Annotated in this window: 19 protein-coding genes and 1 pseudogene; 8 read left to right on the top strand and 12 right to left on the bottom strand. The window is 71.8% G+C overall.

Features of this window, described 5'->3' with window-relative positions:
• Position 1: 1 nt before the first annotated feature.
• Positions 2-706 (bottom strand): GntR family transcriptional regulator, encoded by a 705-nt coding sequence (locus tag E1294_RS42165; RefSeq protein WP_165977776.1) that lies wholly within the window; start codon positions 704-706, stop codon positions 2-4.
• Positions 707-812: 106 nt separating this feature from the next.
• Here E1294_RS42165 and E1294_RS42160 point away from each other — a divergent pair, with 106 nt between their 5' ends.
• The 5 genes from E1294_RS42160 to E1294_RS42140 are packed head-to-tail and all read left to right on the top strand — an operon-like array spanning position 813 to position 5,727.
• Positions 813-1,562: a sulfite exporter TauE/SafE family protein gene (locus tag E1294_RS42160; RefSeq protein WP_132516732.1), complete on the top strand. Its 750-nt coding sequence runs from the start codon at positions 813-815 to the stop codon at positions 1,560-1,562.
• 2 nt (positions 1,563-1,564) lie between these two features.
• Positions 1,565-2,935 (top strand): amidohydrolase family protein, encoded by a 1,371-nt coding sequence (locus E1294_RS42155; protein ID WP_132516730.1) that lies wholly within the window; start codon positions 1,565-1,567, stop codon positions 2,933-2,935.
• Entirely contained in the window at positions 2,932-4,176 is a 1,245-nt protein-coding gene (locus E1294_RS42150; RefSeq protein ID WP_132516728.1) for an MFS transporter, read from the top strand. The genes E1294_RS42155 and E1294_RS42150 overlap by 4 nt, the downstream gene beginning before the upstream one ends.
• Positions 4,176-4,877 carry a fumarylacetoacetate hydrolase family protein gene (locus E1294_RS42145; protein WP_132516726.1) on the top strand — a complete coding sequence of 234 codons (702 nt, stop codon included), beginning with the start codon at positions 4,176-4,178 and terminating at the stop codon, positions 4,875-4,877. The genes E1294_RS42150 and E1294_RS42145 overlap by 1 nt, the downstream gene beginning before the upstream one ends.
• Positions 4,855-5,727, top strand: a complete 873-nt coding sequence (locus E1294_RS42140) for a polysaccharide deacetylase family protein (protein ID WP_132516724.1) — start codon at positions 4,855-4,857, stop codon at positions 5,725-5,727. The genes E1294_RS42145 and E1294_RS42140 overlap by 23 nt, the downstream gene beginning before the upstream one ends.
• Positions 5,728-5,796: 69 nt before the next feature.
• On the opposite strand, the gene narI is transcribed toward E1294_RS42140, so the two are convergent.
• The 4 genes from narI to E1294_RS42120 are packed head-to-tail and all read right to left on the bottom strand — an operon-like array spanning position 5,797 to position 12,414.
• Positions 5,797-6,510, bottom strand: a complete 714-nt coding sequence (gene narI, locus E1294_RS42135; RefSeq protein ID WP_132516722.1) for a respiratory nitrate reductase subunit gamma — start codon at positions 6,508-6,510, stop codon at positions 5,797-5,799.
• Entirely contained in the window at positions 6,507-7,124 is a 618-nt protein-coding gene (gene narJ, locus E1294_RS42130; protein ID WP_132516720.1) for a nitrate reductase molybdenum cofactor assembly chaperone, read from the bottom strand. Before narJ ends, narI begins: the two co-directional genes overlap by 4 nt.
• Positions 7,121-8,758: a nitrate reductase subunit beta gene (gene narH, locus E1294_RS42125; protein ID WP_132516740.1), complete on the bottom strand. Its 1,638-nt coding sequence runs from the start codon at positions 8,756-8,758 to the stop codon at positions 7,121-7,123. Before narH ends, narJ begins: the two co-directional genes overlap by 4 nt.
• An 8-nt stretch (positions 8,759-8,766) precedes the next feature.
• The gene (locus tag E1294_RS42120) at positions 8,767-12,414 is read right to left on the bottom strand and encodes a nitrate reductase subunit alpha (RefSeq protein WP_132516718.1); all 3,648 of its coding nucleotides are present in this window, start codon (positions 12,412-12,414) and stop codon (positions 8,767-8,769) included.
• A 173-nt stretch (positions 12,415-12,587) separates the two neighbouring features.
• On the opposite strand from E1294_RS42120, the pseudogene E1294_RS42115 reads away from it, so the two are divergent.
• Positions 12,588-13,780: pseudogene (locus E1294_RS42115) on the top strand (RNA-guided endonuclease InsQ/TnpB family protein); the annotation flags it as partial.
• A gap of 128 nt (positions 13,781-13,908) precedes the next feature.
• Here the strand turns inward: E1294_RS42115 and E1294_RS42110 are convergent.
• From E1294_RS42110 to E1294_RS42080, 7 genes are all read right to left on the bottom strand, one after another.
• Positions 13,909-15,372 carry an aldehyde dehydrogenase family protein gene (locus E1294_RS42110; RefSeq protein ID WP_132516714.1) on the bottom strand — a complete coding sequence of 488 codons (1,464 nt, stop codon included), beginning with the start codon at positions 15,370-15,372 and terminating at the stop codon, positions 13,909-13,911.
• Between the two features lie 189 nt (positions 15,373-15,561).
• On the bottom strand, positions 15,562-16,257 hold the full coding sequence (locus E1294_RS42105) for a GntR family transcriptional regulator (protein ID WP_132516712.1): 696 nt from the start codon (positions 16,255-16,257) through the stop codon (positions 15,562-15,564).
• Positions 16,258-16,430: 173 nt separating this feature from the next.
• The gene (locus E1294_RS42100) at positions 16,431-17,120 is read right to left on the bottom strand and encodes a response regulator (RefSeq protein WP_132516710.1); all 690 of its coding nucleotides are present in this window, start codon (positions 17,118-17,120) and stop codon (positions 16,431-16,433) included.
• Positions 17,117-18,274, bottom strand: coding sequence for a sensor histidine kinase (locus tag E1294_RS42095; RefSeq protein ID WP_220448246.1), 1,158 nt, complete (start codon positions 18,272-18,274; stop codon positions 17,117-17,119). Before E1294_RS42095 ends, E1294_RS42100 begins: the two co-directional genes overlap by 4 nt.
• A 10-nt stretch (positions 18,275-18,284) precedes the next feature.
• Entirely contained in the window at positions 18,285-18,734 is a 450-nt protein-coding gene (locus E1294_RS42090) for a hypothetical protein (RefSeq protein WP_132516708.1), read from the bottom strand.
• On the bottom strand, positions 18,731-19,255 hold the full coding sequence (locus E1294_RS42085) for an anthrone oxygenase family protein (protein WP_220448245.1): 525 nt from the start codon (positions 19,253-19,255) through the stop codon (positions 18,731-18,733). The genes E1294_RS42090 and E1294_RS42085 overlap by 4 nt, the downstream gene beginning before the upstream one ends.
• A gap of 145 nt (positions 19,256-19,400) precedes the next feature.
• The gene (locus E1294_RS42080; RefSeq protein ID WP_132516706.1) at positions 19,401-19,892 is read right to left on the bottom strand and encodes a hypothetical protein; all 492 of its coding nucleotides are present in this window, start codon (positions 19,890-19,892) and stop codon (positions 19,401-19,403) included.
• A gap of 279 nt (positions 19,893-20,171) precedes the next feature.
• Here E1294_RS42080 and E1294_RS42075 point away from each other — a divergent pair, with 279 nt between their 5' ends.
• Together E1294_RS42075 and E1294_RS42070 are read left to right on the top strand one after the other, a co-directional pair.
• A complete protein-coding gene (locus E1294_RS42075; RefSeq protein WP_132516704.1) occupies positions 20,172-21,206 on the top strand; it encodes a Glu/Leu/Phe/Val dehydrogenase dimerization domain-containing protein in 1,035 nt (344 codons plus the stop codon).
• A gap of 268 nt (positions 21,207-21,474) precedes the next feature.
• Positions 21,475-21,886, top strand: a 412-nt coding sequence (locus E1294_RS42070; protein WP_132516702.1) for a hypothetical protein, incomplete at its 3' end; no start/stop codon positions are given.

The following is a 21,886-nucleotide window of genomic DNA, read 5'->3' as shown; positions in this document are numbered from 1 at the left end:
CTCAGCGGGTGGGCTGCTTGGCCGCGCCGGCTCGGGGTTCGTTCTCCGGAGCCCGTTTGTACGCCCGTCCCGCGGCCTCGATGTGCGCCTTGGCCGCCCTCCCGGCCGCCGCCGGATCCCCGGCGCGGATCCCGGCGACGATGGCCCGGTGTTGTTCGGTGATCGCGCCGGCCCAGTGAGGGTCGTCGAGGTTGGCCACGGTCGTGACCGCGATGCGGTCCCACACCCGGTGCAGGGTGTCCTCGAGGAACGGGTTGCCGGCCGCCGCCCCGATGGCGCGGTGCAGGGCCAGGTTGGCCTGGGCGGAGGCGTGGGCGTCATGGGTCTGCACCGCCGCCTCGACCGCGTCGACGGCCTGGTCGAGCGCGTCGATGTCGGCGGGGGCCAGTTGTCCCCGCGCCTGCCGGGTGGCGGCCAGTTCGGCGGCCAGTGCTTCGAGCGTGGCGCGCAGGACGAACAGGTGCTCCGCCTCGGCGGCGGTCAGTGCCGCGACGGCTACGCCGCGGGCGGCCGGGACGACCAGCCCTTCGGCGAGTAACCTGCCGATGGCCTCGCGTACGGGAGTGCGGCTGACGCCCAGGTCGGCGGCCACGGTCGCCTCCGTCAGCCGCTGGCCGGGAGCGTATCGCCCCTCCGCGAACCGGTGGCGCAGTGCCACGTAGACCGCATGGGCGCTGCCCGGCTGGGAATCGGAAGAGACCGCCATGCGGCGAGTATACATTGCATGCAATCCGTCATCGAACACTCTTGACATGCATTGCATGCAATGAATACGTTGCCTCCCATGTGGGCTGGGAGCCGGGAGGACGACCATGCTGGACACGTCGCAGCTGCTTGTTCTCGCCGGTGCGGGCTTCCTGGCCGGCGCCGTGAACGGTGTCGCGGGCGGCGGTTCGCTGATCTCGTTCCCGGCGCTCATGGCGATGGGATATTCGCCCATCGCCGCCAACTTCACGAGCGCGCTGGCCACCCTGCCCGGCTACGTGGGCGGGCTGGCCGGCTACCGCGACGAGTTGCCCGCCGTGCGCCCGCGGGTGCCGCGGCTCGCCGTGGTCAGCGCCTGCGGCGCCGCATGCGGGGCGGCGATCCTGCCGGCCGCGCCTCCGGATCAGTTCGAGTCGGTCGTCCCGTTCCTCGTCCTCGTCTCCGTCGTCGCCCTGGCCCTGCAGGAGAGCCTGGCACGGCGCATCGGCAGGGACACGGCAGCGGGCGGCGGTCACGCGCTGCTGGCCGGCCACTTCGTGGTCGCGATGTACGGCGGCTACTTCGCCGCCGGGCTCGGTGTCATGATGCTCGCCGTCCTGGGCACCTTCCTGGCGGACGACCTGCACAGGCTCAACGCGCTCAAGAGCGCGCTGTCCCTGGTCGTCGGCCTGATCTCCGCCCTGTGCTTCGCCGCGTTCGGCCCCGTGGAGTGGATCCCGGTCGCCGTCATGTCGCTCACCGGGCTGGCCGGCGGCCGGAGCGGAGTGGTGCTCGCCCGGCGCGTGCCACCCGGCTCCTTACGGTGGCTCATCGTCGGCTTCGGTCTCATCCTGTCCGTCGCGCTCTTCGTGAGGTGACCATGCGCGAACGACCCGACCTTCTCATCACCGGCACACACCTGATCTCCATGGATCCCGCCGTCGGTGACGTCGCGGGCGCCGACGTCCTGGTGCGTGACGGGCGGATCGCCGAGATCGTCCCGCACGCCGGCGCGCGCGACGTCACCGACGCGGAAGTGATCGACGGCACGGGCACGATCATGCTGCCCGGCTTCGTCGACACCCACTGGCACCTGTGGAACTCGCTGCTTCGCGGCACGGTCGGCGACCGTCCCGGCACCGGCTACTTCACCGTCAAGCGGGCTCTCGCACCCCACTTCGAGCTGGGCGACTTCTACTGGGCGGCCCGGTTCGGGCTGGCCGAGGCGGTCAGCGGCGGCATCACGACGGTGCACAACTTCGACCACAACGTCCGCGGCCCTCGGGACGCCGACGCCAACATCCAGGCGCACCTGGACTCCGGCCTGCGCGGGCGCTTCTCGTACGGCCCGCCGGACTCGGCGTCGCCTGAGGCCACCAACGATCTCGACGACCTGCGCGGGCTGCGGGCGCGCTGGACCGACGAGCAGCTCGACGGCAGGCTGGACTTCGGCGTCGCGCTGCGCGGGCCGTACCGGACGCCTCCCGAGGTGTACGAGCGCGAGTGGGCCGAGGCCCGCGCGCTCGGGCTGCCCATCACCATGCACTGCGACCGGTGCCTGCGCGAGGAGGGTTGCCGCGCCTGCGGCCTCGTACGGCTGGAGGAGCGGGGCCTGCTGGGCGAGGACGTGCAGGTCGTCCACGCCGTGCATGCCGACGGGCGAGACATCCAGGCGCTGGCCCGCACCGGCACCAGGGTGTCGCTGAGCCCGATGACCGAGCTGCGCACCATGGGCTTCCCGCTGCTCACGGAGCTGCTGGAGGCCGGCGTGCCGGTGTCGCTCTCCCTCGACACGCTCGCCATGCCGACCAGCGCCGACATCCTCGGCCACCTGCGCATGAACGTCTCAGTGGATGCGGCGCGTACGGGGTCCGGCACGGTCACCCCGCGCCGGCTGCTCCAGCTGGCCACCATCGACGGGGCCAGGGATCTCGGCCTCCACGACACCATCGGTTCCGTCACTCCCGGCAAGCGCGCCGACCTCGTGATCCTGCGGGCGTCCGACATCAACCTGGTCCCCTCGGGCGACCCGGTCGAGGCGCTCGTCTACACCGGCCAGGTCGACAACATCGACACCGTCATCGCCGACGGCCGCGTACTCAAGCGGCAGGGCGGGCTCGTGCTGGACGACGGCCAGCCGGACCCCGTCGCCATGGCAGCGGTCCGCCGAGACGCCCTGCTCGCCAGGGCCGCGGCGGCAGGCGACTGGCCTGCGCCGTCAACCACCGCAGGCGAAAGGAGTCTGCAATGACCGCCCCCCACCCCACCTCGTCGGCCGCTCGGGGCGCCCTCGCGCCCAAAGTCGCCGTCGCCATGTTCGGCCTGCTGCTGCTGGCCTACACCGTCAACGCGATGGACCGGATGGTCTTCCCCATCCTGCTCGTCGAGGTCCGCGCCGAGTACGGCTTCAGCCTGGAGGCGGCGGGCCTGCAGGCCACCGTGTTCGCCATCGGCATGGGCCTGGCCGGACTGCCCGCCGGATACCTCCAGCGCGTGCTCGGGCGCAAGCGCACGATCGTTGTCGGCACGCTGGTGTTCTCGCTCGCGACCGCGCTCACCGTGGTCTCGATCGGGTTCTTCGACATGCTGGTGTGGCGCGTGTTGTCCGGCGTCGGCGAGGCACTCCAGCTCGCGATGATCATCGCGGTCGCGTCGAGCGCCTTCCCGGCGCGCCGCGGCGTGGCGATCGGCAGCGTCAACATGGCCTTCGCGGCCGGCTCGATCATCGGCCCCTCGCTCGGCAGCGTCCTGTTGGAGGGGTACGGCACGTGGCGGGCCCCGATGATCGCCTACGCCCTCATCGGGGTCGCGCTGGCGCTGGCCATCGTGTTCCTGGTCTCGCCGCGGCTGACCGAGATCGACCCGGCCGAGACCACGTCCAGGCACGTCGGCGGCGCGCGCCGGCTCGTGTCGCGCAACCCGCTCGTGCTGGCCGTCATCACGGCCCTGTTCGGGCTGGCCGACTTCGCCTTCATCGGCCTGTACGCCAGCTACCTGCGCGACCAGCTTGGCTACAGCCCCGGCGGAGCCGGGTTCGTCATAGGCCTGTCCGGCCTGGCGGCCTTCGCCTCCCCGGCCGGCGGCTATCTCGCCGACCGGTTCAGCCCCAGGATCGTGCTGACGGTGCTCAACCTCGGCGTGGCCGCCAGCGGCTGCGCCCTCTTCCTCGGGTCCGCCTCCACCCCCTGGCAGGCGACCTTCTCGTTCCTGTTCGGGTTGTTCGCCAGCGCCGGCATGTACGTCGCCGCGGCCAGCTACCTCGTCAAGTCGGCCGGCAGCGAGATCGTCAGCCGGGCCGCCGGGCTCTTCGTCACCTGCATCTACGTGGCGGCCGGCGTCGCGGGCCTGCTCTTCAGCACCCTGGTCGAGGCCGCCGGCTGGGTCGGCGCGGGCATGGTGCAGATCGTCGGCTTCTCGGTGCTGGGTGCCGCGCTGGCGCTCGTGCTGCGCCCCGACCTGTTCAGCAAGACCACCACTCCTGAGGTTCACTGATGCTCTGGCAACCCACCCGGGTCACGCTGCCCGTGAGCGGCGGCCCCGACCGTTTCCCCGCACGCCGCGTCTACTGCGTCGGCCGCAACTACCTCGACCACATCAGGGAGATGAAGGAGGGCGACGAGCGCGACGACCCCTTCTTCTTCCAGAAGCCGGCCGACGCGGTCGTCGCCGACGGCGGCGAGGTGCCCTACCCGCCGCAGACCGAGGACCTGCACTACGAGGGCGAACTGGTCGTCGCCATCGGCGCCGAGGGCGCGGACGTCGGCGTGCGGGACGCGTACGGGCTCGTCTTCGGCCATGCCGCCGGCATCGACCTGACCCGGCGCGACCGCCAGCGGGACTGCCGCGAGCGGGCCCACCCGTGGGAGGCCGGCAAGTCCTTCGATCACTCGGCGCCCTGCGGCCCGATCCTGCCCGGCTCGGCACCCCTGTCCGGAACGCTGCTGCTGACCGTCAACGGCGAGCGGTGCCAGCACACCGGGCTGGAGCTGATGATCTGGAACGTCCCCGAGATCATCAGCCACCTGTCGCGTTCGTTCCGGCTGATGCCGGGCGACCTGATCTACACCGGCACCCCGGCGGGCGTCGGCCCCGTGCTGCCCGGCGACCGCGTGCGCGTCGAGATCAGCGGCCTGCCCTCCCTGACCGTCACCATCGTCGAAGGAGACACCCGTGCGTCCCAGCGAACGGCTTGAGTACGACCCCATCGAGGGCCGCCCCGCGCTCCGCCTGCCCGCCGGCGAGCGCATGGCGGTCTGGGTCATCGTCAACGTGGAGACCTGGTCCGACACCGACCCGATGCCGAGGACGGTGCTCACCCCGCCGGCCGGCGGCATCCCCGCCCCCGACGTGCCCAACTGGGCGTGGCACGAGTACGGCAACCGCGTCGGCGTGTGGCGCATGATCGAGGCCATGGACCGGCAGGAGGTGACCGGCACGCTGGCGATCAACGGCCAGGCCGTCATCCACTACCCGCAGATCGCGAAGGCCGCCCAGGACCGCGGGTGGGAGTTCGTCGGCCACGGCTTCACCCAGAAGAACATGCAGAAGGTCGAGGACGAGCGGGCCGACATCCAGGCCACCACCAAGGCGATCGAGACGGCGACGGGCCGCCGCCCGCGCGGCTGGCTCGGCCCCGGGCTGACCGAGACCTGGGAGACGCCCGACATCCTGGTCGAGGAGGGCTACGAGTACGTCTGCGACTGGGTGCTCGACGACCAGCCCGTTGAGCTGGCCACCCGGACGTCGCCCATCGTGAACATCCCCTACACCCAGGAGTGCAACGACGTCGCGATGATGCTGATCCAGCACCATCCGGCCCGCGAGTACTTCCAGCGCGCCGTCGACCAGTTCGACCAGCTTTACAAGGACTCCGCGGACCCGGCCAGGGTGATGGCGCTGGTCGTGCACCCGTACATCATGGGCGTCCCGCACCGGCTGCGGTATTTCGAGCAGGCCCTGCAGCACATCAGGGCCCACAGGGACGTCGCGTTCATGACCGGCGAGCAGATCCTCGACTGGTACCGGGACGCACGCCGTCCCTGACGAGCGCCCAGAGAAAGCGCCCGGAAAGGGGCCCCGGTCCTTGCGGTGATGGCGGCCGCCGCGGGCGGGTCAGCGGGAGGGTTCCCAGCCGCGCCGGGTGGCCGGTCGCGCCTCGTCCCTGCTGCGGTAGACGATGTACGGGCGGGTGAGGTAGCCCACGGGAGCGGTCAGCATGTGCACCAGCCGGGTGAACGGCCAGATCGTGAACAACACCAGCGCGCTGAGCGCGTGCAGCTGGAACAGCAGGGGAGCGCCGGCCATCAGCGCCGCTTCCGGCCGGAAGAAGAAGATCGACCGGAACCACGGCGAGACGGTGTTGCGGTAGTCGTAGCCGCCGCCGGCGAGGTTGGCCACGACCGTCGCGGCCAGGCCGAGGGCGATCGTGAGGGCCAGCACGGCGTACATCAGTTTGTCGTTGCGGGTGGTGGCCATGAAGACCGGGCCCACGGTGCGCCGCCGGTAGATCAGGATCGCCATGCCGCCCACCGTCGCCACGCCCGCGATCGTGCCGAGGACGACGGCGAGCAGGTGGTAGAACCCTTCGCTGACGCCGACGGCCTCGGTCCAGCTCTTGGGGATGACGAGCCCGCCGACGTGGCCCAGCGCCACGACGAGGATGCCGAAGTGGAACAGCGGGCTGCCGACGCGCAGCAGCCGCGACTCGTACATCTGCGACGAGCGGGTGGTCCAGCCGAACTTGTCGTAGCGGTACCGCCACACGTGACCGAGCACGAACACGGTGAGCGCCACGTACGGCGCCACCACCCAGAGCAACGTGCTCATCGGCCCGCCTCCGTCATCGCGTAGGGTTCCAGGCCGACGGCCTCCGCGGGCGGCCCTTCTGCGGCCAGCCGCAGCGCGGCCTGCTTCTCGCGCGCGCTGCTCGGGCGGAGCGTGGCCAGCACGGCGGTGACCACGTCCGCGTACGGCGAGCGCTCCTCCTCCAGCGCCGCGCGCAGCACCTCAAGGCCCGGCCGGTGCTCCAGCATCAGCCGCCGGGCCGGGCCGACCGCGCCGCGCGCCGACAGCTCGCACACCACGGCGAGATGGTCGGGCAGCTCGCCGTCGGCCGGCTCGAAGCCCGCCGTGCTGAGCGCGTGCTTGAACCGCAGCAGCGCCGCCCCGCGCTTACGGGTGTCGCCGTAGGCGTAGTAGGTGAGGTATGGGCAGCAGCGCCGCTTGAGGTCGAACGTGGCCACGTATCGGGCGGCCAGCTCCGCCGGGGCGGTGGCGGCCACGTGGCCGAGGAAGGCCGACAGCCGCTCGCGCACCTCGCCGGCGGGCAGGCCGTCCACCGCCCCGGCCAGCACGCCGAGACCGTCGTAGAGGCGCCCGTCGGGATAGCCGAGCAGCACCGAGGCCACCATGTGGGCGCTGCGCAGGTCGCCCTCGTTCACGTCTTCCTCCTCGGGAACAATCCGTCGGGCGTGCCCTTGCCGTCCCAGTTGAGCAGGTTGACCCGGCCGCGCAGCTCGTCGGCGTCGTCCAGCTCCTCGCCCGACTGCCGCTCGCGGAGGGCGTGGAAGTTCTCCACCGCGATCGGCGACGGCCGCCCCGACGCCTCGCCGAACGGGCCCGCCATACCGGGGCCGCCCTCATAGTCGAGGCTGCAGCCGGTGTCCGGCTCCTCCAGCCAGGCGCCCTGCTCGGCGTGCGCCGCCGGGATGACGTACCGCTCGTCGTAGGGGGCGAGGGCCAGCAGCCGGTGCATGTCCTCGATGCGCGCGCCGTCCATGCCGACCGCCGTGGCGATCGTCTCGTCGGGCTCCTGGCCCAGGTTGAGCCGGCGCATGTACGAGCGCATCGCGGCCAGCCGGCGCAGCACCGCCCGCACCGGCTCGGGATCGCCCGCGGTGAACAACTCGGCCAGGTAACCCAGCGGGATGCGCAGCGCCTCGATGGCGCCGAACAGGTTGCCCGCGTCCTCGCCGTCGTGCCCGGTCCCGGAGAGCACGTCCACGACGGGCGACAGCGGCGGGATGTACCAGACCATCGGCATCGTCCGGTATTCGGGATGCAGCGGCAACGCCACCCCGAAGTCGAAGATCAGCCGGTGGACCGGGGACCGGCGGGCGGCCTGCAGCCAGTCATCGGGGATGCCCGACCTGCGGGCCTCCTCGATCACCTCAGGGTCGCGGGGGTCGAGCAGGACACCCTTCTGCGCTTCGTACAGGTCCTTCTCGTCCGGCGTGGCCGCCGCCGCTGCCACGCGGTCGACGTCGTACAGGACGAGCCCGATGTAGCGCAGCCGTCCCACGCACGTCTCCGAGCAGACCGTGGGGATGCCCACCTCGACGCGCGGGAAGCAGAACGTGCACTTCTCGGCCTTGCCGGTGCGGTGGTTGAAGTACACCTTCTTGTACGGGCAGCCCGTCACGCACATCCGCCAGCCCCGGCAGCGGTCCTGGTCGACCAGCACGATCCCGTCCTCGGAGCGCTTGTACAACGCCCCCGACGGGCAGGACGCCACGCACGACGGGTTGAGGCAGTGCTCGCAGATGCGCGGCAGGTAGAACATGAACGCCCGCTCGAACTCCAGCTTCACCTGGTCCGACACCTTGCGCAGCACCGGGTCGCCGGGCGCCAGCTCGGGCCCGCCGGCCAGGTCGTCGTCCCAGTTCGCGCTCCAGCTGATCTTGGTGGGCCGGCCGGTGATGAGCGAGCGGGGCCGCGCCACCGGGGTGTCGGTTTGCATCGGCGCGGAGAACAGCTGGTCGTAGTCGTAGGTCCAGGGCTCGTAGTAGTCCTGGATCGACGGCATCAGCGGGTTGGCGAAGATCGAGAAGAGCTTCTTGAGCCGTCCGCCCGCCCTGAGGCGCAGCCGGCCGCGCCGGTTGAGCTCCCAGCCGCCCTTCCACCGGTCCTGGTCCTGGTAGGCGCGGGGATAGCCCTGGCCGGGGCGGGTCTCGACGTTGTTGAACCAGACGTACTCGGTGCCCGCGCGGTTCGTCCACGCCTGCTTGCAGGTGACCGAGCAGGTGTGGCAGCCGATGCACTTGTCCAGGTTCATCACCATGGCCAGCTGCGCCATCACGCGTGTCAATAGTTCACCTCCTGGCTACGGCGGCGGATCATGGTGACCTCGTCGCGCTGGTTGCCGGTCGGCCCCAGGTAGTTGAAGGCGAAGCTCAGCTGCGCGTAGCCGCCGATCAGGTGGGTGGGTTTGACGAGGAGCCGGGTGAGGGAGTTGTGGATGCCGCCGCGCCGGCCGGACGTCTCGCTCTTGGGCACGTCCACCACGCGCTCCTGGGCGTGGTACATGTACACCGTCCCCGCCGGCATCCGGTGCGAGACGATCGCGCGGGCCACGACGACGCCGTTGCGGTTGACCGCCTCCACCCAGTCGTTGTCGGCGATGCCCGCCCTCGCCGCGTCGGCCGGGCTCATCCAGATGGTCGGGCCGCCTCGCGACAGCGTCAGCATGAGCAGGTTGTCCTGGTATTCGGAGTGGATGGACCACTTGGAGTGCGGCGTGAGGTAGCGCACGGTGATGCCGTTCTCGCCGGTCTCTCCCACGCCGGGCTCGCCGAACATCGCGGTCATGTCGAGCGGCGGCCGGTAGGCCGGCAGCGCCTCACCGGCCTCGTGGATCCAGTCGTGGTCGAGGTAGAAGTGCTGGCGGCCGGTGAGCGTGTGCCAGGGTTTGCGGTGCTCGACGTTGATGGTGAAGGCCGAGTACCGGCGGCCGCCGGTCTCGATGCCCGACCACTCCGGCGACGTCGTCACCGCCACCGGCCTGGCCTGCGTGTCGGCGAACGTGATCTGCTTGTGCTCGTCGGCCAGGCCGTCGAAGGCCGTGCCCGTGCGGCGGGCCAGCGTGGCGAACCCCTGCGCGGCCAGGCGCCCGTTCGTGGTGCCCGACAACGCCAGGATCGCCTCGCACAGGTCCACGTCGCGGGCCAGCGACGGCCGCCCGGCCGCCACGCCGTCGCGTACGGCGCCGTTCCCGCGGCGCAGCCGCTCCACCTCCTCGGCCACCTGGAACGTCACCCCTTTGGTGGTGGCGCCGAGGGTGTCCAGCAGCGGGCCGAGCGCGGCCATCTTGGCGGAGACCGCGCCGTAGTCGCGCTCCACGATCGTGATCTTCGGAAAGTTCCTGCCCGGCTCAGGGGCGGCCCCGGTGTGCCGCCAGTCGTCCACGCGGCCGTGCGGGGTGGCGTACTCGTCGGGGGTGTCGTGCAGCAGCGGCGCCGCCACCAGGTCGCGGCGCACCCCGAGACGGGTGGCGGCCAGGGCGCTGAACGCCTCGGCGATGGCGTGGAAGGCGGCGAAGTCGGTGCGCGTCTGCCAGGGCGGATCGATGGCCGGGCTGAAGGCGTGCACGAACGGGTGCATGTCGGTCGAGGACAGATCGTGTTTCTCGTACCAGGTGGCGGCAGGGAGCACGATGTCGGAGAACAACGTCGTGGACGTCATCCGGAAGTCCAGCGACAGCAGCAGGTCGAGCTTGCCGCGCGGCGCCTCCGACCGCCAGGTGACGTCCTCGGGCCGCTGCTCCGGTGCGGCCTCGCCGGCCCGCAGCGACGCTTCGGCGCCCAGCAGGTGCCGCAGGAAATACTCATCGCCCTTGGCCGACGAGCCCAGCAGATTGGCCCGCCACACGGTCAGCACCCGTGGCCAGTTCGCCGGCGCGTCCGGATCCTCGCAGGCGAGGCCCAGCTCGCCGGAGGCGGCCCGGCCCGCGATGTACGCGCCCGGCTCCTGCCCCGACGCCGCCGCCTCGTCGGCCAGGTCGAGCGGGTTGCGGTCGAACGTCGGGTACGACGGCATCCACCCCATGCGGGCCGAGGCCGACATCAGGTCGGCGGTGGACCTCCCGGCGAACGTGCCCCGGCCCAGCGGCGACGCGACGGTGTCGGCGCTGTAGGTGTCGTAGCGCCACTGGTCGGTGTGCAGATACCAGTAGGCCGTGCCGATCATGTGCCGGGGCGGGCGCGACCAGTCCAGAGCCGACGCGAGATGCGCCCACCCGGTGATCGGCCGGGCCTTCTCCTGGCCGACGTAGTGGGCCCAGCCGCCGCCGTTGACGCCCTGGCAGCCGGTCAGCGTGGTCAGCGCCAGGAAGGAGCGGTAGATCTGGTCGGCGTGGAACCAGTGGTTCGCCCCCGCCCCCATGATGATCATTGACCGGCCGCGCGACTCCTCCGCGTTGGCGGCGAACTCGCGGGCGATCCGCGCCGCCTTGGCCGCCGGCACGCCGGTGATGCCCTCCTGCCAGGCCGGCGTGTACGGCTGCGCCGCGTCGTCGTACCCTCGCGGCCACGCGCCGGGCAGGTCGCGCGGCACCCCGTACTGCGCCATGAGCAGGTCGAACACGGTGGTGACCAGGTGACCGCCCACCTCCATGACCGGCACGCCCCGGTGCAGCACGCCGGCGGGCAGGTCGAAGCGGGGCAGGGCCACCTTCACCGCCTGCCCGCCGAGCAGCGTGAGCGCCGGGTCGACCGCGCCGAGGTCGAGGTTCCACCGGCCCTCGCCGTCCGGGCGGTGGCGGAAACCGAGCGAGCCGTTGGGCACCACCGGCTCGCCCGTGCGCGCGTCGAGGAGCACCGTCTTGAACGCGTCGCCCGCGCCCTCGCGCAGGTCGGCGTCGGTGAGGAACTTGTCGGGCACGTACCCGCCGTTGTCGTGTTCGCGCAGCCGCACCAGGAACGGCAGGTCGGTGAAACGTTTGGCGTAGCCGGTGAAGGAAGGGGTGTCGCGGTCGGCGAAGAACTCCTTGAGGATCACGTGGCCCATCGCCATGGCCAGCGCCCCGTCGGTGCCGGGATGAGGGGCCAGCCACTCGTCGCCGAACTTGGCGGCGTCGCTGAAGTCGGGGCTCACGACGACGACCTTCTGGCCCCGGTAACGCGCCTCGGTCATGTAGTGGGCGTCGGGGGTGCGGGTGACGGGCACGTTGGAGCCCCACACCAGCAGGTAGGAGGCGTCCCACCAGTCGGCCGACTCGGGCACGTCGGTCTGGTCGCCGAACATCTGGGGCGAGGCCACCGGCAGGTCGGCGTACCAGTCGTAGAACGACAACATCGCGCCGCCGATCAGCGAGACGAACCGGGCGCCGGCCGCGTGCGAGGCCATCGACATGGCGGGGATGGGGGAGAAGCCCGCCACGCGGTCGGGGCCGTACTCCTTGATCGTGTGCACGTGGGCCGCGGCGACGATCTCGACGGCCTCGTCCCAGCCGATCCTGACCAGCCCGCCCTTCCCCCGCGCGGACTGGTACCGCTCCCGCCTGGCCGGATCCGTGGTGATCTCCGCCCACGCCTCGACCGGGTCGCCGAGCCTGGCCCTCGCCTCGCGGTACATCTCCACCAGGACGCCGCGCGCGTAGGGGTAGCGCACCCGGGTGGGCGAGTACGTGTACCAGGAGAAGGCCGCGCCGCGCGGGCAGCCACGCGGCTCGTACTCGGGCCGGTCGCCGCCGACGCTCGGGTAGTCGGTCTCCTGCGCCTCCCAGGTGATGATCCCGTCCTTGACGTAGACCTTCCACGAGCACGAGCCCGTGCAGTTCACGCCGTGGGTCGAGCGCACCACCTTGTCGTGGCTCCAGCGGTCGCGGTAGAACGCGTCAGCCTGGCGCCCGCCCACCTGGTGGAGGGTGCGCAGATCCGGCGAGACCGTCCCGGACCGGAGATGCCGCCCCAGCTTCAGCAACGCGTCGCTGACAGGCCCGTCCATCGCCGTCATCGGAAACCTCCGAGGAGACCCGGTCCTTCAGCTTCAGGCGTGGGAGGAATCGGAGCCCCGCAAGGGGTGGCCCGGCGTCGCCGGGACAGCCCAGGACGCGCAGTGTCCATAACGGGGCACGGAATGGGAAAGAGCGTGCGAGTCTTAGCTGATCGCACGGTATGATGTGAGGCATGGCGCAGATCGTGAAGCGGGCCTACAAGTACCGCTTCCACCCGACCCCCGAGCAGGCCGACGAGCTTGCCCGGACGTTCGGCTGCGTCCGCCTCGTCTACAACAAAGCCCTGGAAGAACGCACCCGCGCCTACACGCTCGAAGGGCGTCGCGTCTCCTACGTGGAGTCGTCGGCCAAGCTGACCGAGTGGAAGCGCGGCGGCGACTACGACTTCCTGTCCGAGGTGTCGTCGGTGCCGTTGCAGCAGACGCTTCGCCACCTTCAGGCGGCGTTCGCGAATTTCTTCGCCAAACGGGCCCGGTATCCGACCTTCAAGAACAAGAAGAAGGCGCGGGCGTCGGCTGAGTACACGCGGTCGGCGTTCCGGTGGCGCGACGGGCAGCTGACGCTGGCGAAGATGGACGCGCCGCTGAACATCGTGTGGTCGCGCCCGCCTCCCGAGGGTGCGCAGCCGTCCACGGTCACCGTGTCGAAGGACGCGGCTGGGCGCTGGTTCGTGTCCCTGCTGGTCGAAGAGAAGGTCAGCCCGCTGCCGACCGCAGGGCGGAATGTGGGCGTGGACGCGGGCATCACCGCGCTGGCCACGCTCTCCACCGGGGAGAAGATCGTCAACCCGCGTCACGAGCGGCGGGACCGGCGCATGCTGGCCAAGGCGCAGCGGGCGCTCGCCCGCAAGGCCAAGGGCAGCAGCAACCGGGCCAAGGCCCGCCTGAAGGTGGCCCGCGTCCACGCCCGGATCACCGACCGCAGAAGGGATCACCTGCACAAGGTCACGACACGGCTTGTTCGCGAGAACCAAGTGATCGCCGTGGAAGACCTGACCGTCCGCAACATGGTCAAGAACGGGCGGCTGGCGCACGCTGTCTCCGACGCGAGCTGGCGAGAACTCCGGAGCATGCTGGAGTACAAGGCCCAGTGGTACGGACGCACCGTGGTAGCGGTTGACCGCTGGTTCCCCTCGTCCAGGCTGTGCTCGGAGTGCGGGGCTTTGCAAGAGAAGATGCCGCTGAACGTCCGCGAGTGGACATGCGCCTGCGGAGCCGTCCACGACCGGGACGTGAACGCGGCCAAGAACGTGCTCGCCGCCGGGCTGGCGGAGAGCTGAAACGCCTGTGGAGCTGGTGTAAGACCTCAACGAGAGTCCTCTCGGGCGGGCAACCGGCGATGAAGCAGGAAGACCTACGAGCGACCGTGGGAATCCCCCTCGTTTACGAGGAGGAGGATGTCAAATCACTCGTCTTCATGCCCGTGAGGAAACGTGGGACGGCCGGCGAGGCGGCCTTCCTGGTTAAAACTTCAGCGAAGTCTGTAGGCGAACGTCAGGAGGGGAAACCGACCGAGTGGGTGTCCATGAACTCGCGGATCCCCTCGATGCCCATCTCACGGCCCATGCCGCTGTGGTTGAAGCCGCCGAACGGCGCCCGCTCGTCCAGGCTCCCGGCCCCGTGCGCGTTGACGAACGTGTAGCCGGTCCGCAGCCGCGCCGCCAGGGCAGCGGCCCGGCCGGGATCGTCCGTCCACACCGAGGAGCACAGCCCCGACCAGGTGTCGTTCGCGCGGGCCACGGCGCCGTCCTCGTCGTCGAACGGCAGGATCGGCAGGGTCGGGCCGAACTGCTCCTCCGTCACCACCCGCGTGTCGTCGGCGGGGTCGAGCACCAGCGACGGCCGCAGGAAGGTGCCCCTGGAGAGGTCGGCGTCCTCGGCGGGCGCGCCGAACTCGCGCACCTCGGCCCCCGACGAGCGGGCCTGGCCGAGGAGCTCCTGCACGTACGCCAGCTGCCGCCGGCTGTGCAGGGGGCCCATGGTCACCCGCTCGTCCAGGCCGTGGCCCAGCCGGGTGGCGGCGAGCAGCCCGGCCAGGCCCTCCACCACCTCGTCGTAGCGCGACCGGTGCACGTAAAGGCGCTTGACCGCCATGCAGATCTGCCCGGTCGAGTCGAACGTGCCCGCGAACAGGCGGTGCATCGCGTCAGGGCCGAGGTCGGCGTCGTCCAGCACGATCGCCGGGTCGTTGCCGCCCAGCTCCAGCGCCACCCGGGTCAGCGAGCCGGCGGCCATGGACATGATGCGCTTGCCGCCGGCCGGGCTGCCGGTGAAGCAGACCTTCCTGACCCGGTCGTCCTGGATCAGCGCCGCGCCGATCTGCGCGTCCGCGCCGGTGACGACGTTGAGCACGCCCGGCGGCAGCGCGCGCGCCACCAGCTCCACGGTGCGCACGGTCGCCAGCGGGGTCGTGGGCGGCGGCTTCACCACGACGGTGTTGCCGGCTATCAGCGCCTGCGGCAGCGAGGCGGCCAGGATCGCCAGCGGCCAGTTGAACGGCACGATGATCGTCACCACGCCCAGCGGCACGTAGGAGATCTCCGTGCGGTACGGCGGCGCCGGAAGAACGGTCACCTGCCCGACCTCGCCGGCCAGCCCCGCGGCCAGCTGGAAACGGTGCTCGAAGACGACGGAGTCGATGTGGGACTCCAATCGGATCTTGCCGTTCTCACGGGTGAGGATCTCGGCCGTCGCCGCCCGTGCCGCCTCCAGCGGAGCCAGCGCGGCGATCAGCGCCGCCGCGCGCTCCTCCGGTGTACGGGCCGACCAGGCGGGAAACGCCCGGTGGGCGGCGGCGACCGCCGACGTGGCCTGCTTGGCGTCGGCGGCCGCCGCGTAGCCGACGACCGACGTGCCGTCGGCCGGGTCGATCACCTGCAGCGAGTCGCCCGCGCCGTGGCTCTCGCCGTCGATGTACAGCTCGGTGCGGATCTCGGGTAGCTGGTCCAGCGGCGTCATCGACTGTCACCTCAGCGTCGTCCCAGGCCCCGTATCACCGGACCCGTCGTGTTTGGCGTCATGCTACAGCGGGTTCGCCGAGGGCTCTCGTGGTCATCTGACCCGTTCCATCCGGTGCGATCCGGCCGGGTCGACCGCGACAGACGACGTAGACGGCGACCGCGTGCGCCCGGGCCGTCACGCCCCGCGTCACCCCTTCCGTGGGACGGCCTCGTCGTCGCCGAGCAACCGCCAGGCGGCCTGGGCGCCGAGGCTGGTGTCGATGTGCCGGCGCATGACGGCGGCGGCGCCCGCGGCGTCACCCGCGATCACCAGCTCGACCAGCGCCTCGTGCTCGGCGGCCTTGCGGTCGCGGGCGTTCTGGCCGCGTTCGGCCTCCAGCGCCAGCCGGCGGTAGCGGTCTGCTTTGTCCCACAGGCTGTCGAGCGTCTGGATGAGCAGGTCGTTGTGCGAGGCCGAGTAGAGGGCCCTGTGGAGCCTGCGGTGGGCGACGAGGTGTTCGTACGCGGGGTTGCCGGGCAACGGCTCGAGCCCTTGCGCGGCGGCGCGCATCGCGGCGATGTCGGCCCTGGTGCGGCGCTCCGCGGCGAGCGCGACCGCGAGGGGGTCGAGGGAACGCCGCAGCTCCAGCAGGTCGCGTGCCTCTTCCGCGGCGAGAGGGGCGACGCGGGCGTCGCGGTGGGCGTCCAGCTCGACCAGCCCTTCACTCTTGAGGCGGCGCAGGGCCTCGCGCAGGGGAGTGGTGCTGATGCCGATGTCGCGGGCCAGCTGTGCCTGCGCGATGACGGAGGCGGGCGGCAGCTCACCGGAGAGGATGAGCTCCTTGACCCGCAGGTAGGCGTGGTCGGCCTTGGTGGGGTGGGGCTCGGCCGCTGCTCCGGTCATCGTCGTCCTGTCTCGTCGGTCACGGTTATAACCCGGGCCGACATGCGTCCTCGCCTTCATAGCCCGGCTGTGCCGTGCCAGGCCCCCAGGCAACCCGTCGACACGCGGTGACAAAGAGGCTTGACGTCATAGGTTATAACGAATCGCGGCACGGGCTGTGGACGGCCCCGGCTTCACCGGACGTGCGGATCGCCGGGAGGCGGCGTCCAGGCGCCGGGAGTGAGCAGGCCCGTCTCGTACGCCAGGACGACGAGCTGGGAACGGTCACGGGCGCCGAGCTTGGTCAGCAGCCGGCCCACGTGGGTGCGGGCGGTCGCCGGGCTGATGAACAGCCGCTCGCCGATCTCGGCATTGCTCCGGCCCGCGCCGACCTCCGCCAGCACCTCCCGTTCGCGTTCCGTCAGGCGGTCGAGCCGCTCCGGCGACGACGGGCGCGGACCCGCCGCGGCGGCCCGCATGACGCGCCGGGTGACGGCGGGCGACAGCAGCGCGTCGCCACTCGCCACGATCCGCACCGCCTCCCGCATCCGCTCGGGGCTGGTGTCCTTGAGCAGGAACCCCGCGGCCCCGGCCCGGATCGCCTCCTGGATGTTCTCGTCGGTGTCGAAGGTGGTGAGCACGATCACGTGGACGTCGCGGAGCGCCGGGTCGGCCATGATCCGCCGGGTGGCGTCCAGCCCGTCAGGGCCGGGCATGCGGACGTCCATGAGCACCACGTCAGGGCGGAGCCTGGCCACCAGCTCGACACCCGCGTCGGCGCCGCTCGCGTCACCGGCCACGGCGATGTCGTCGGCGCGTTCGAGCAGCAGCCGCAGCCCCTCTCTGACCAGGTGCTGGTCATCGACGATCACGACCCGGGTCATGCGTGCTCCTCCAGCGGGACACTCGCCTCCACCACGAATCCTCCCTCAGCGGGCGACGACGTCCGCAGGTCGCCGCCGAGCAGCGCCAGCCGCTCACGCATCCCGGTCAGGCCCCACCCCGGCCGTCCCGCGGCGCCGCCGGCCCCGCGGCCGTCGTCGCTCACGCGCAACAGCAAGGCGTCCGTGCCGTAGTCCAGGTCGATGCGGACCGTACGGGCGCCCGCGTGCCGCAGGACGTTGCTCAGCGACTCCTGCAGCACCCGGTACGCCGTCGCGTCCGAGATCGCGGGCAGCCGCTCGTGCCGGCCCGAGGTCCGCACGTCGACGCCGAGCCCCGCCGCGGTGGCCGTCGCCACGAGCGCGTCCAGCAGCTCCAGCCCCGGTGCCGGGCCGTCGTCGGGATCGCCCGCGCGCAACGCTCCCAGGGTCAGCCGTAGCTCGCGGCCCACGTCGCTGCACGCCGACCGGGCCGCGGCCAGCGAACGCTCGGCCACGTCGGGGGCGTCGCGCAGCGACTCGCGTGCCACGTCCGTGTGCAGCGAGATCACCGACACCGTGTGCGCCATCAGATCGTGCAGATCCCTGGCGATGCGCAGGCGCTCCTGCTCCACCCGCCGCGCCGCCTCCCGCTCGCGTTCCAGGCGGGCGGCGTGCTCCTGCCGGGCCAGCTCCGCGCGCCAGGCACGCCGGGCCCGCACGCCGTCGCCCAGCGCGATCGCGGCGGCCATGAGGCCCGCGGAGGTGGTGGTCTCGAAACCGAGGAGGTAGGCCAGGTCGTCGCCCTCCAGGATGCGCTGCGCGGTCGAGACGACGAGCAGGGCGACGGCCGTGCCGATGGACCAGCGCGGCCTGCCCTGCTCCGCCGCGGAGTACAGGGCCGCGGCCAGCGGCGCGGCCAGCCCGATCGGCGGGTAGGACAGCCTGTAGTAGACGATCAGGGCCGCGGCCGTGAGCAGGAGCGTCGCCACCGGCCAGCGCCGGCGGGCGAACATCAGGACGGCGAACGACGCGCCGAACGTGTAGGCGGCCAGGCCCGGCCCGGCCGATGCGCTGCCGACGTCGGCCGTGATGGCGGTGCCGACCACGACGAGCACCAGCATGGCCAGACCGAGGTCGACCGCCGACTCGCGGCGGGCTGGTGATTCGCCCCGCACGCTTCCTCCGTCATCGTCGTGGGCGGGGCCGGAAGCCCGGCACGATCCTGCTGATCAGCCAGGCCGCCGCGCCGACGGCCGCGCCGACCGCGAGCCCGGTCACCAGGCTGCTGCCCAGCGAGAAGGCCCGGAGCACCAGCCCTTCCACAGCGGGGGAGAGCGCGCCGGCGAGGTTGCCGCCCAGGTGGGGAGGGTCGTCGCCGAAGGCTCGTGCCCAAAATAGCTGATGGGTCACCGCCAGCAGGACACCGTAGGCGGCCCCTACGGTGAGCAGCGTCACGAACGGGTTGGGCACCCGCTTCCAGAGCACCACGGCCGCCCAGACGGCGATGGGGACGAACACCAGCAACGCGTTACCCACCGGGCCGACGAGCCGCAGATCGTGGGCGACCACGCGGGGCACGCCGAGCAGCGCGAGCCCCCACACGGCCCAGACCGTGATGCCGAGCCGGGCCGTCACGACGCGCCTTCCGCGGGCGCGACGGCGGCCAGGGCGCGGCTGCGGTGCAGACGCCACAGGCCGGTGAAGGCCAGGGTGGCGGTCATCGCGCTCATCGCCAGCCGCCCCCAGTGGCCGGTCTCGAACTCCAGCGCTGTCTGGCGCAACACCTCCGCCGAATGGACCGCGGCGCCCTCCTCGAACATGATGTCGTTACGCGGCCAGAAGTAGAGCGCCGAGAACAGGAACTCGCCCAGCAGCAGCGACAGCAGGCTCCCACCGGCCCACAGCCGGATGTCGCGCTCCGGCCACGCCAGCACCAGGGCGGCCACCGAGGCGACCACGGTCACCGCGCCCATCGGCGGGAAGAAGTCCGCGGGGCCGGTCACCACGAAGAACTCCATCGACTCGGCCAGCGAGGCGGGCACGTCGTGGAAGACGTTCGGATAGATGACGACCGTCTCCACGGCGATGCCGCCGAACGCCACCATGGCGATCCAGACGTACACGGTGAGGACGGCGGGGGAAAGGCGTTGTCGCATCGGGCTCACTTCGGCGGTCGGAGGCTCGGACCCGGTCAGGTCCAGGACCCGGTCAGGTTACGAACCGGGCCTCCCGCCCGTCGTCCGCCTCCAAGCCCTCCGGGCGTACACGTTTCGACGTATCAGCCGGGGCGGCGGGCCGCCGTTATCCGGGGATGAGGCGCAGGACGGCGCGGTCGCCGGAGAGGTGGGCGAGGTCGAGCCGCATGTCGTTGATGCGGCCGGTCTCGCCAGGGGCGAGCACCAGTTCGCCCTCGTCGCGGCAGCGGCCGTTGACGCAGTTGCTGCTGATGCTGCCCTTCATCCCCTGGACGCTCAGCTCCCCGGCGGATCCTCTGAGCGTGATCCGCGCTCCATCCGGCTGCAGGGCGCCGATGGTCAGTTGCCGCACCCCGAAGCGCTTGTCGATGGTGAGCTCGTCGCCGGCCTGGATCTCGATCTCGCAGTCGGCGTCCTCGCACGACGACAGCTCGCGCCCGTCGGCGGCCTGCGGCCCGGCGGGCGTCTCCTCCTGGCTCGCGGCGGGCGTGCCGGGTGACGCGGGAAGGCGCGCCGCCGGCGTGGTGGGCGTGGTGGCGCAGCCGGTGAGCACGATCAGCAGGAAGGCGGTGGCGGTGGGCCGGGTGAGGATCGGCATGGGGCTCCTAGTCAGGTGGTGTGCTCATCAGGCATGCGGTCTTTCCCCCATGGAGAAGATAACCCTCTGACACGGTCCGAATCCGGACGGCGACGGATCGGCGTGCCACATCGGCGCGTACAACCATTCGGCCGGTACCGGCGGCCTACACCACCAGGAATCTCGCTGTTGGCCGGAATCTTGGCGGATTTCCGGCCGATCGTTCGGCTTACATGGCGTCAACAGGCCAGAAGGCCGATTCTTGGCCACGGTAACCAGCCATCCGGAAAGGGGCAGCACATGCCGGAATTCCAGCACGAGCACGTCGTCGTCCGCTCCGGCAGCCGGTCCGGCCTGCCGGTGATCATCGCGGTGCACTCGACGAAGCTCGGCCAGGCGGTCGGCGGATGCCGCGTCTGGCGCTACGCCGACTGGCGTGACGGGCTCGCCGACGCGCTGCGCCTGTCGGCCGCCATGACCGCCAAGTGCGCCGTGGCCGGGCTGGCGAACGGCGGCGGCAAGACGGTCGTCGCCCTGCCCGTGGACGCCGAGCTGGACGCGGCCACGCGCCGCATGGTGCTGCACGATGTCGCGGACACGATCACGTCCCTGTCCGGCACGTACGCGACCGGCCCCGACGTCGGGACGACCCCCGAGGACATGGCCGTCATCGGGGAACGGACCCCGCACGTGTTCTGCAAACCGGAACGGCACGGCGGCAGCGGCGGCTCCTCGGCGGCCACCGCGCTCGGCACGCTGGCGGCCCTGCGCGCCGTACGCCGGCGGCTGCACGGCACGGCGGCGTTCACGGGCGCGCGGCTGGCGGTCGTGGGGCTGGGCAGCGTCGGCATGCGGCTGGCCCGCCTGCTCGCCGCCGAGGGGGCCGAGCTCGTGGTCGCCGACATCGACCCGGCCAAGCGGCAGGAGAGCGACGCGCTCGGCGCCACCTGGGTCTCGCCGGAGGAGGCGCTCACCGCGGACGTCGACATCGTCGTCCCCGCGGCGCTCGGCGGCGTGCTCACCGCGGACGTCGTGCCTGATCTGCGCTGCGCCGCCATCGCGGGACCGGCCAACAACCAGCTCGCCGCGGAGGACGTGGCGGGCCTGCTGCACCGGTGCGGCATCGCGTGGGTGCCCGACCACGTCGTCAGCGCGGGCGGCGTGATCAACACGCTCGCCGTGGAGCTGCACCACGAGAGCACCGACGAGGCTCAGAAGCGGGTCGAGGCGATCGAGCACACCGTCGCCGACCTCCTGCACACGGCCGGACTCCAGCGGGTGACCCCCGCCCAGGCCGCGACGGAGCTGGCCCGGCTCCGGCTGGCGTCCGCCTGAGGCGTCACGGACGCGCGGCCCCGCGGATGAGACGGGCGACGCGCAATCCCGCCCCGGGCAGCAGGGCCAGCACGCCACCAGCACGTACTCGATGGCCGGGATCCTGATCGCCTACCGGTTCGCCAGGGCTTCCTTCGCCAGGCGGCGTTCCCGGGCGTGACGGCGGCGCCACCCGCTTCCGGCCGGCGGAGTTGATCAAGGCACGGCGGAGGACCGGGCGACTCGTTAGGCTGCGTCCCAGGAAGCGGCGAGGGATCGGTGGTGACGGTTGGCTGGTGAGGCGGCGCGGCTGCTGGAGCGCTTCGGCCGCCGGTACGCGGCCGCGGTGCGCCTGGCCACGATCGTCCCGATCGTGCCGATCGCGCTGTTCCGCGCCTCGCCCGAGCATTTCGCGGCCACCGCGGCGGTGGCCGCCGCAGCGGCGGTGTGGACCTGCGGCTACGCGTGGTGGCTGCGCGCGGGGCGTGGGCACGCGGCGGTCACCCTCGACGTGGTCGTCCTCCTGGGCCTGTACTCGAGCATCTTCATGACCGACGCCGTCGAGGACCGCAACACCGGGTGGCTGCGGCTCCTGATCACGTTCGCCTGCGTGACGTGCCAGTGGCACACCCCGCCGCTCGTGGGAGGGCTCGCGGCGCTGGCGGCGGGGTGTGCCACTGGCACGTCACGCAGGCGAACGT

The sequence above is a fragment of the Nonomuraea diastatica genome, from assembly GCF_004349015.1.
Lineage (GTDB): Bacteria > Actinomycetota > Actinomycetes > Streptosporangiales > Streptosporangiaceae > Nonomuraea > Nonomuraea diastatica.
The sequence above is the reverse complement of the archived record's forward strand: the minus strand, read 5'-3'. Positions and strand labels throughout refer to the sequence as shown.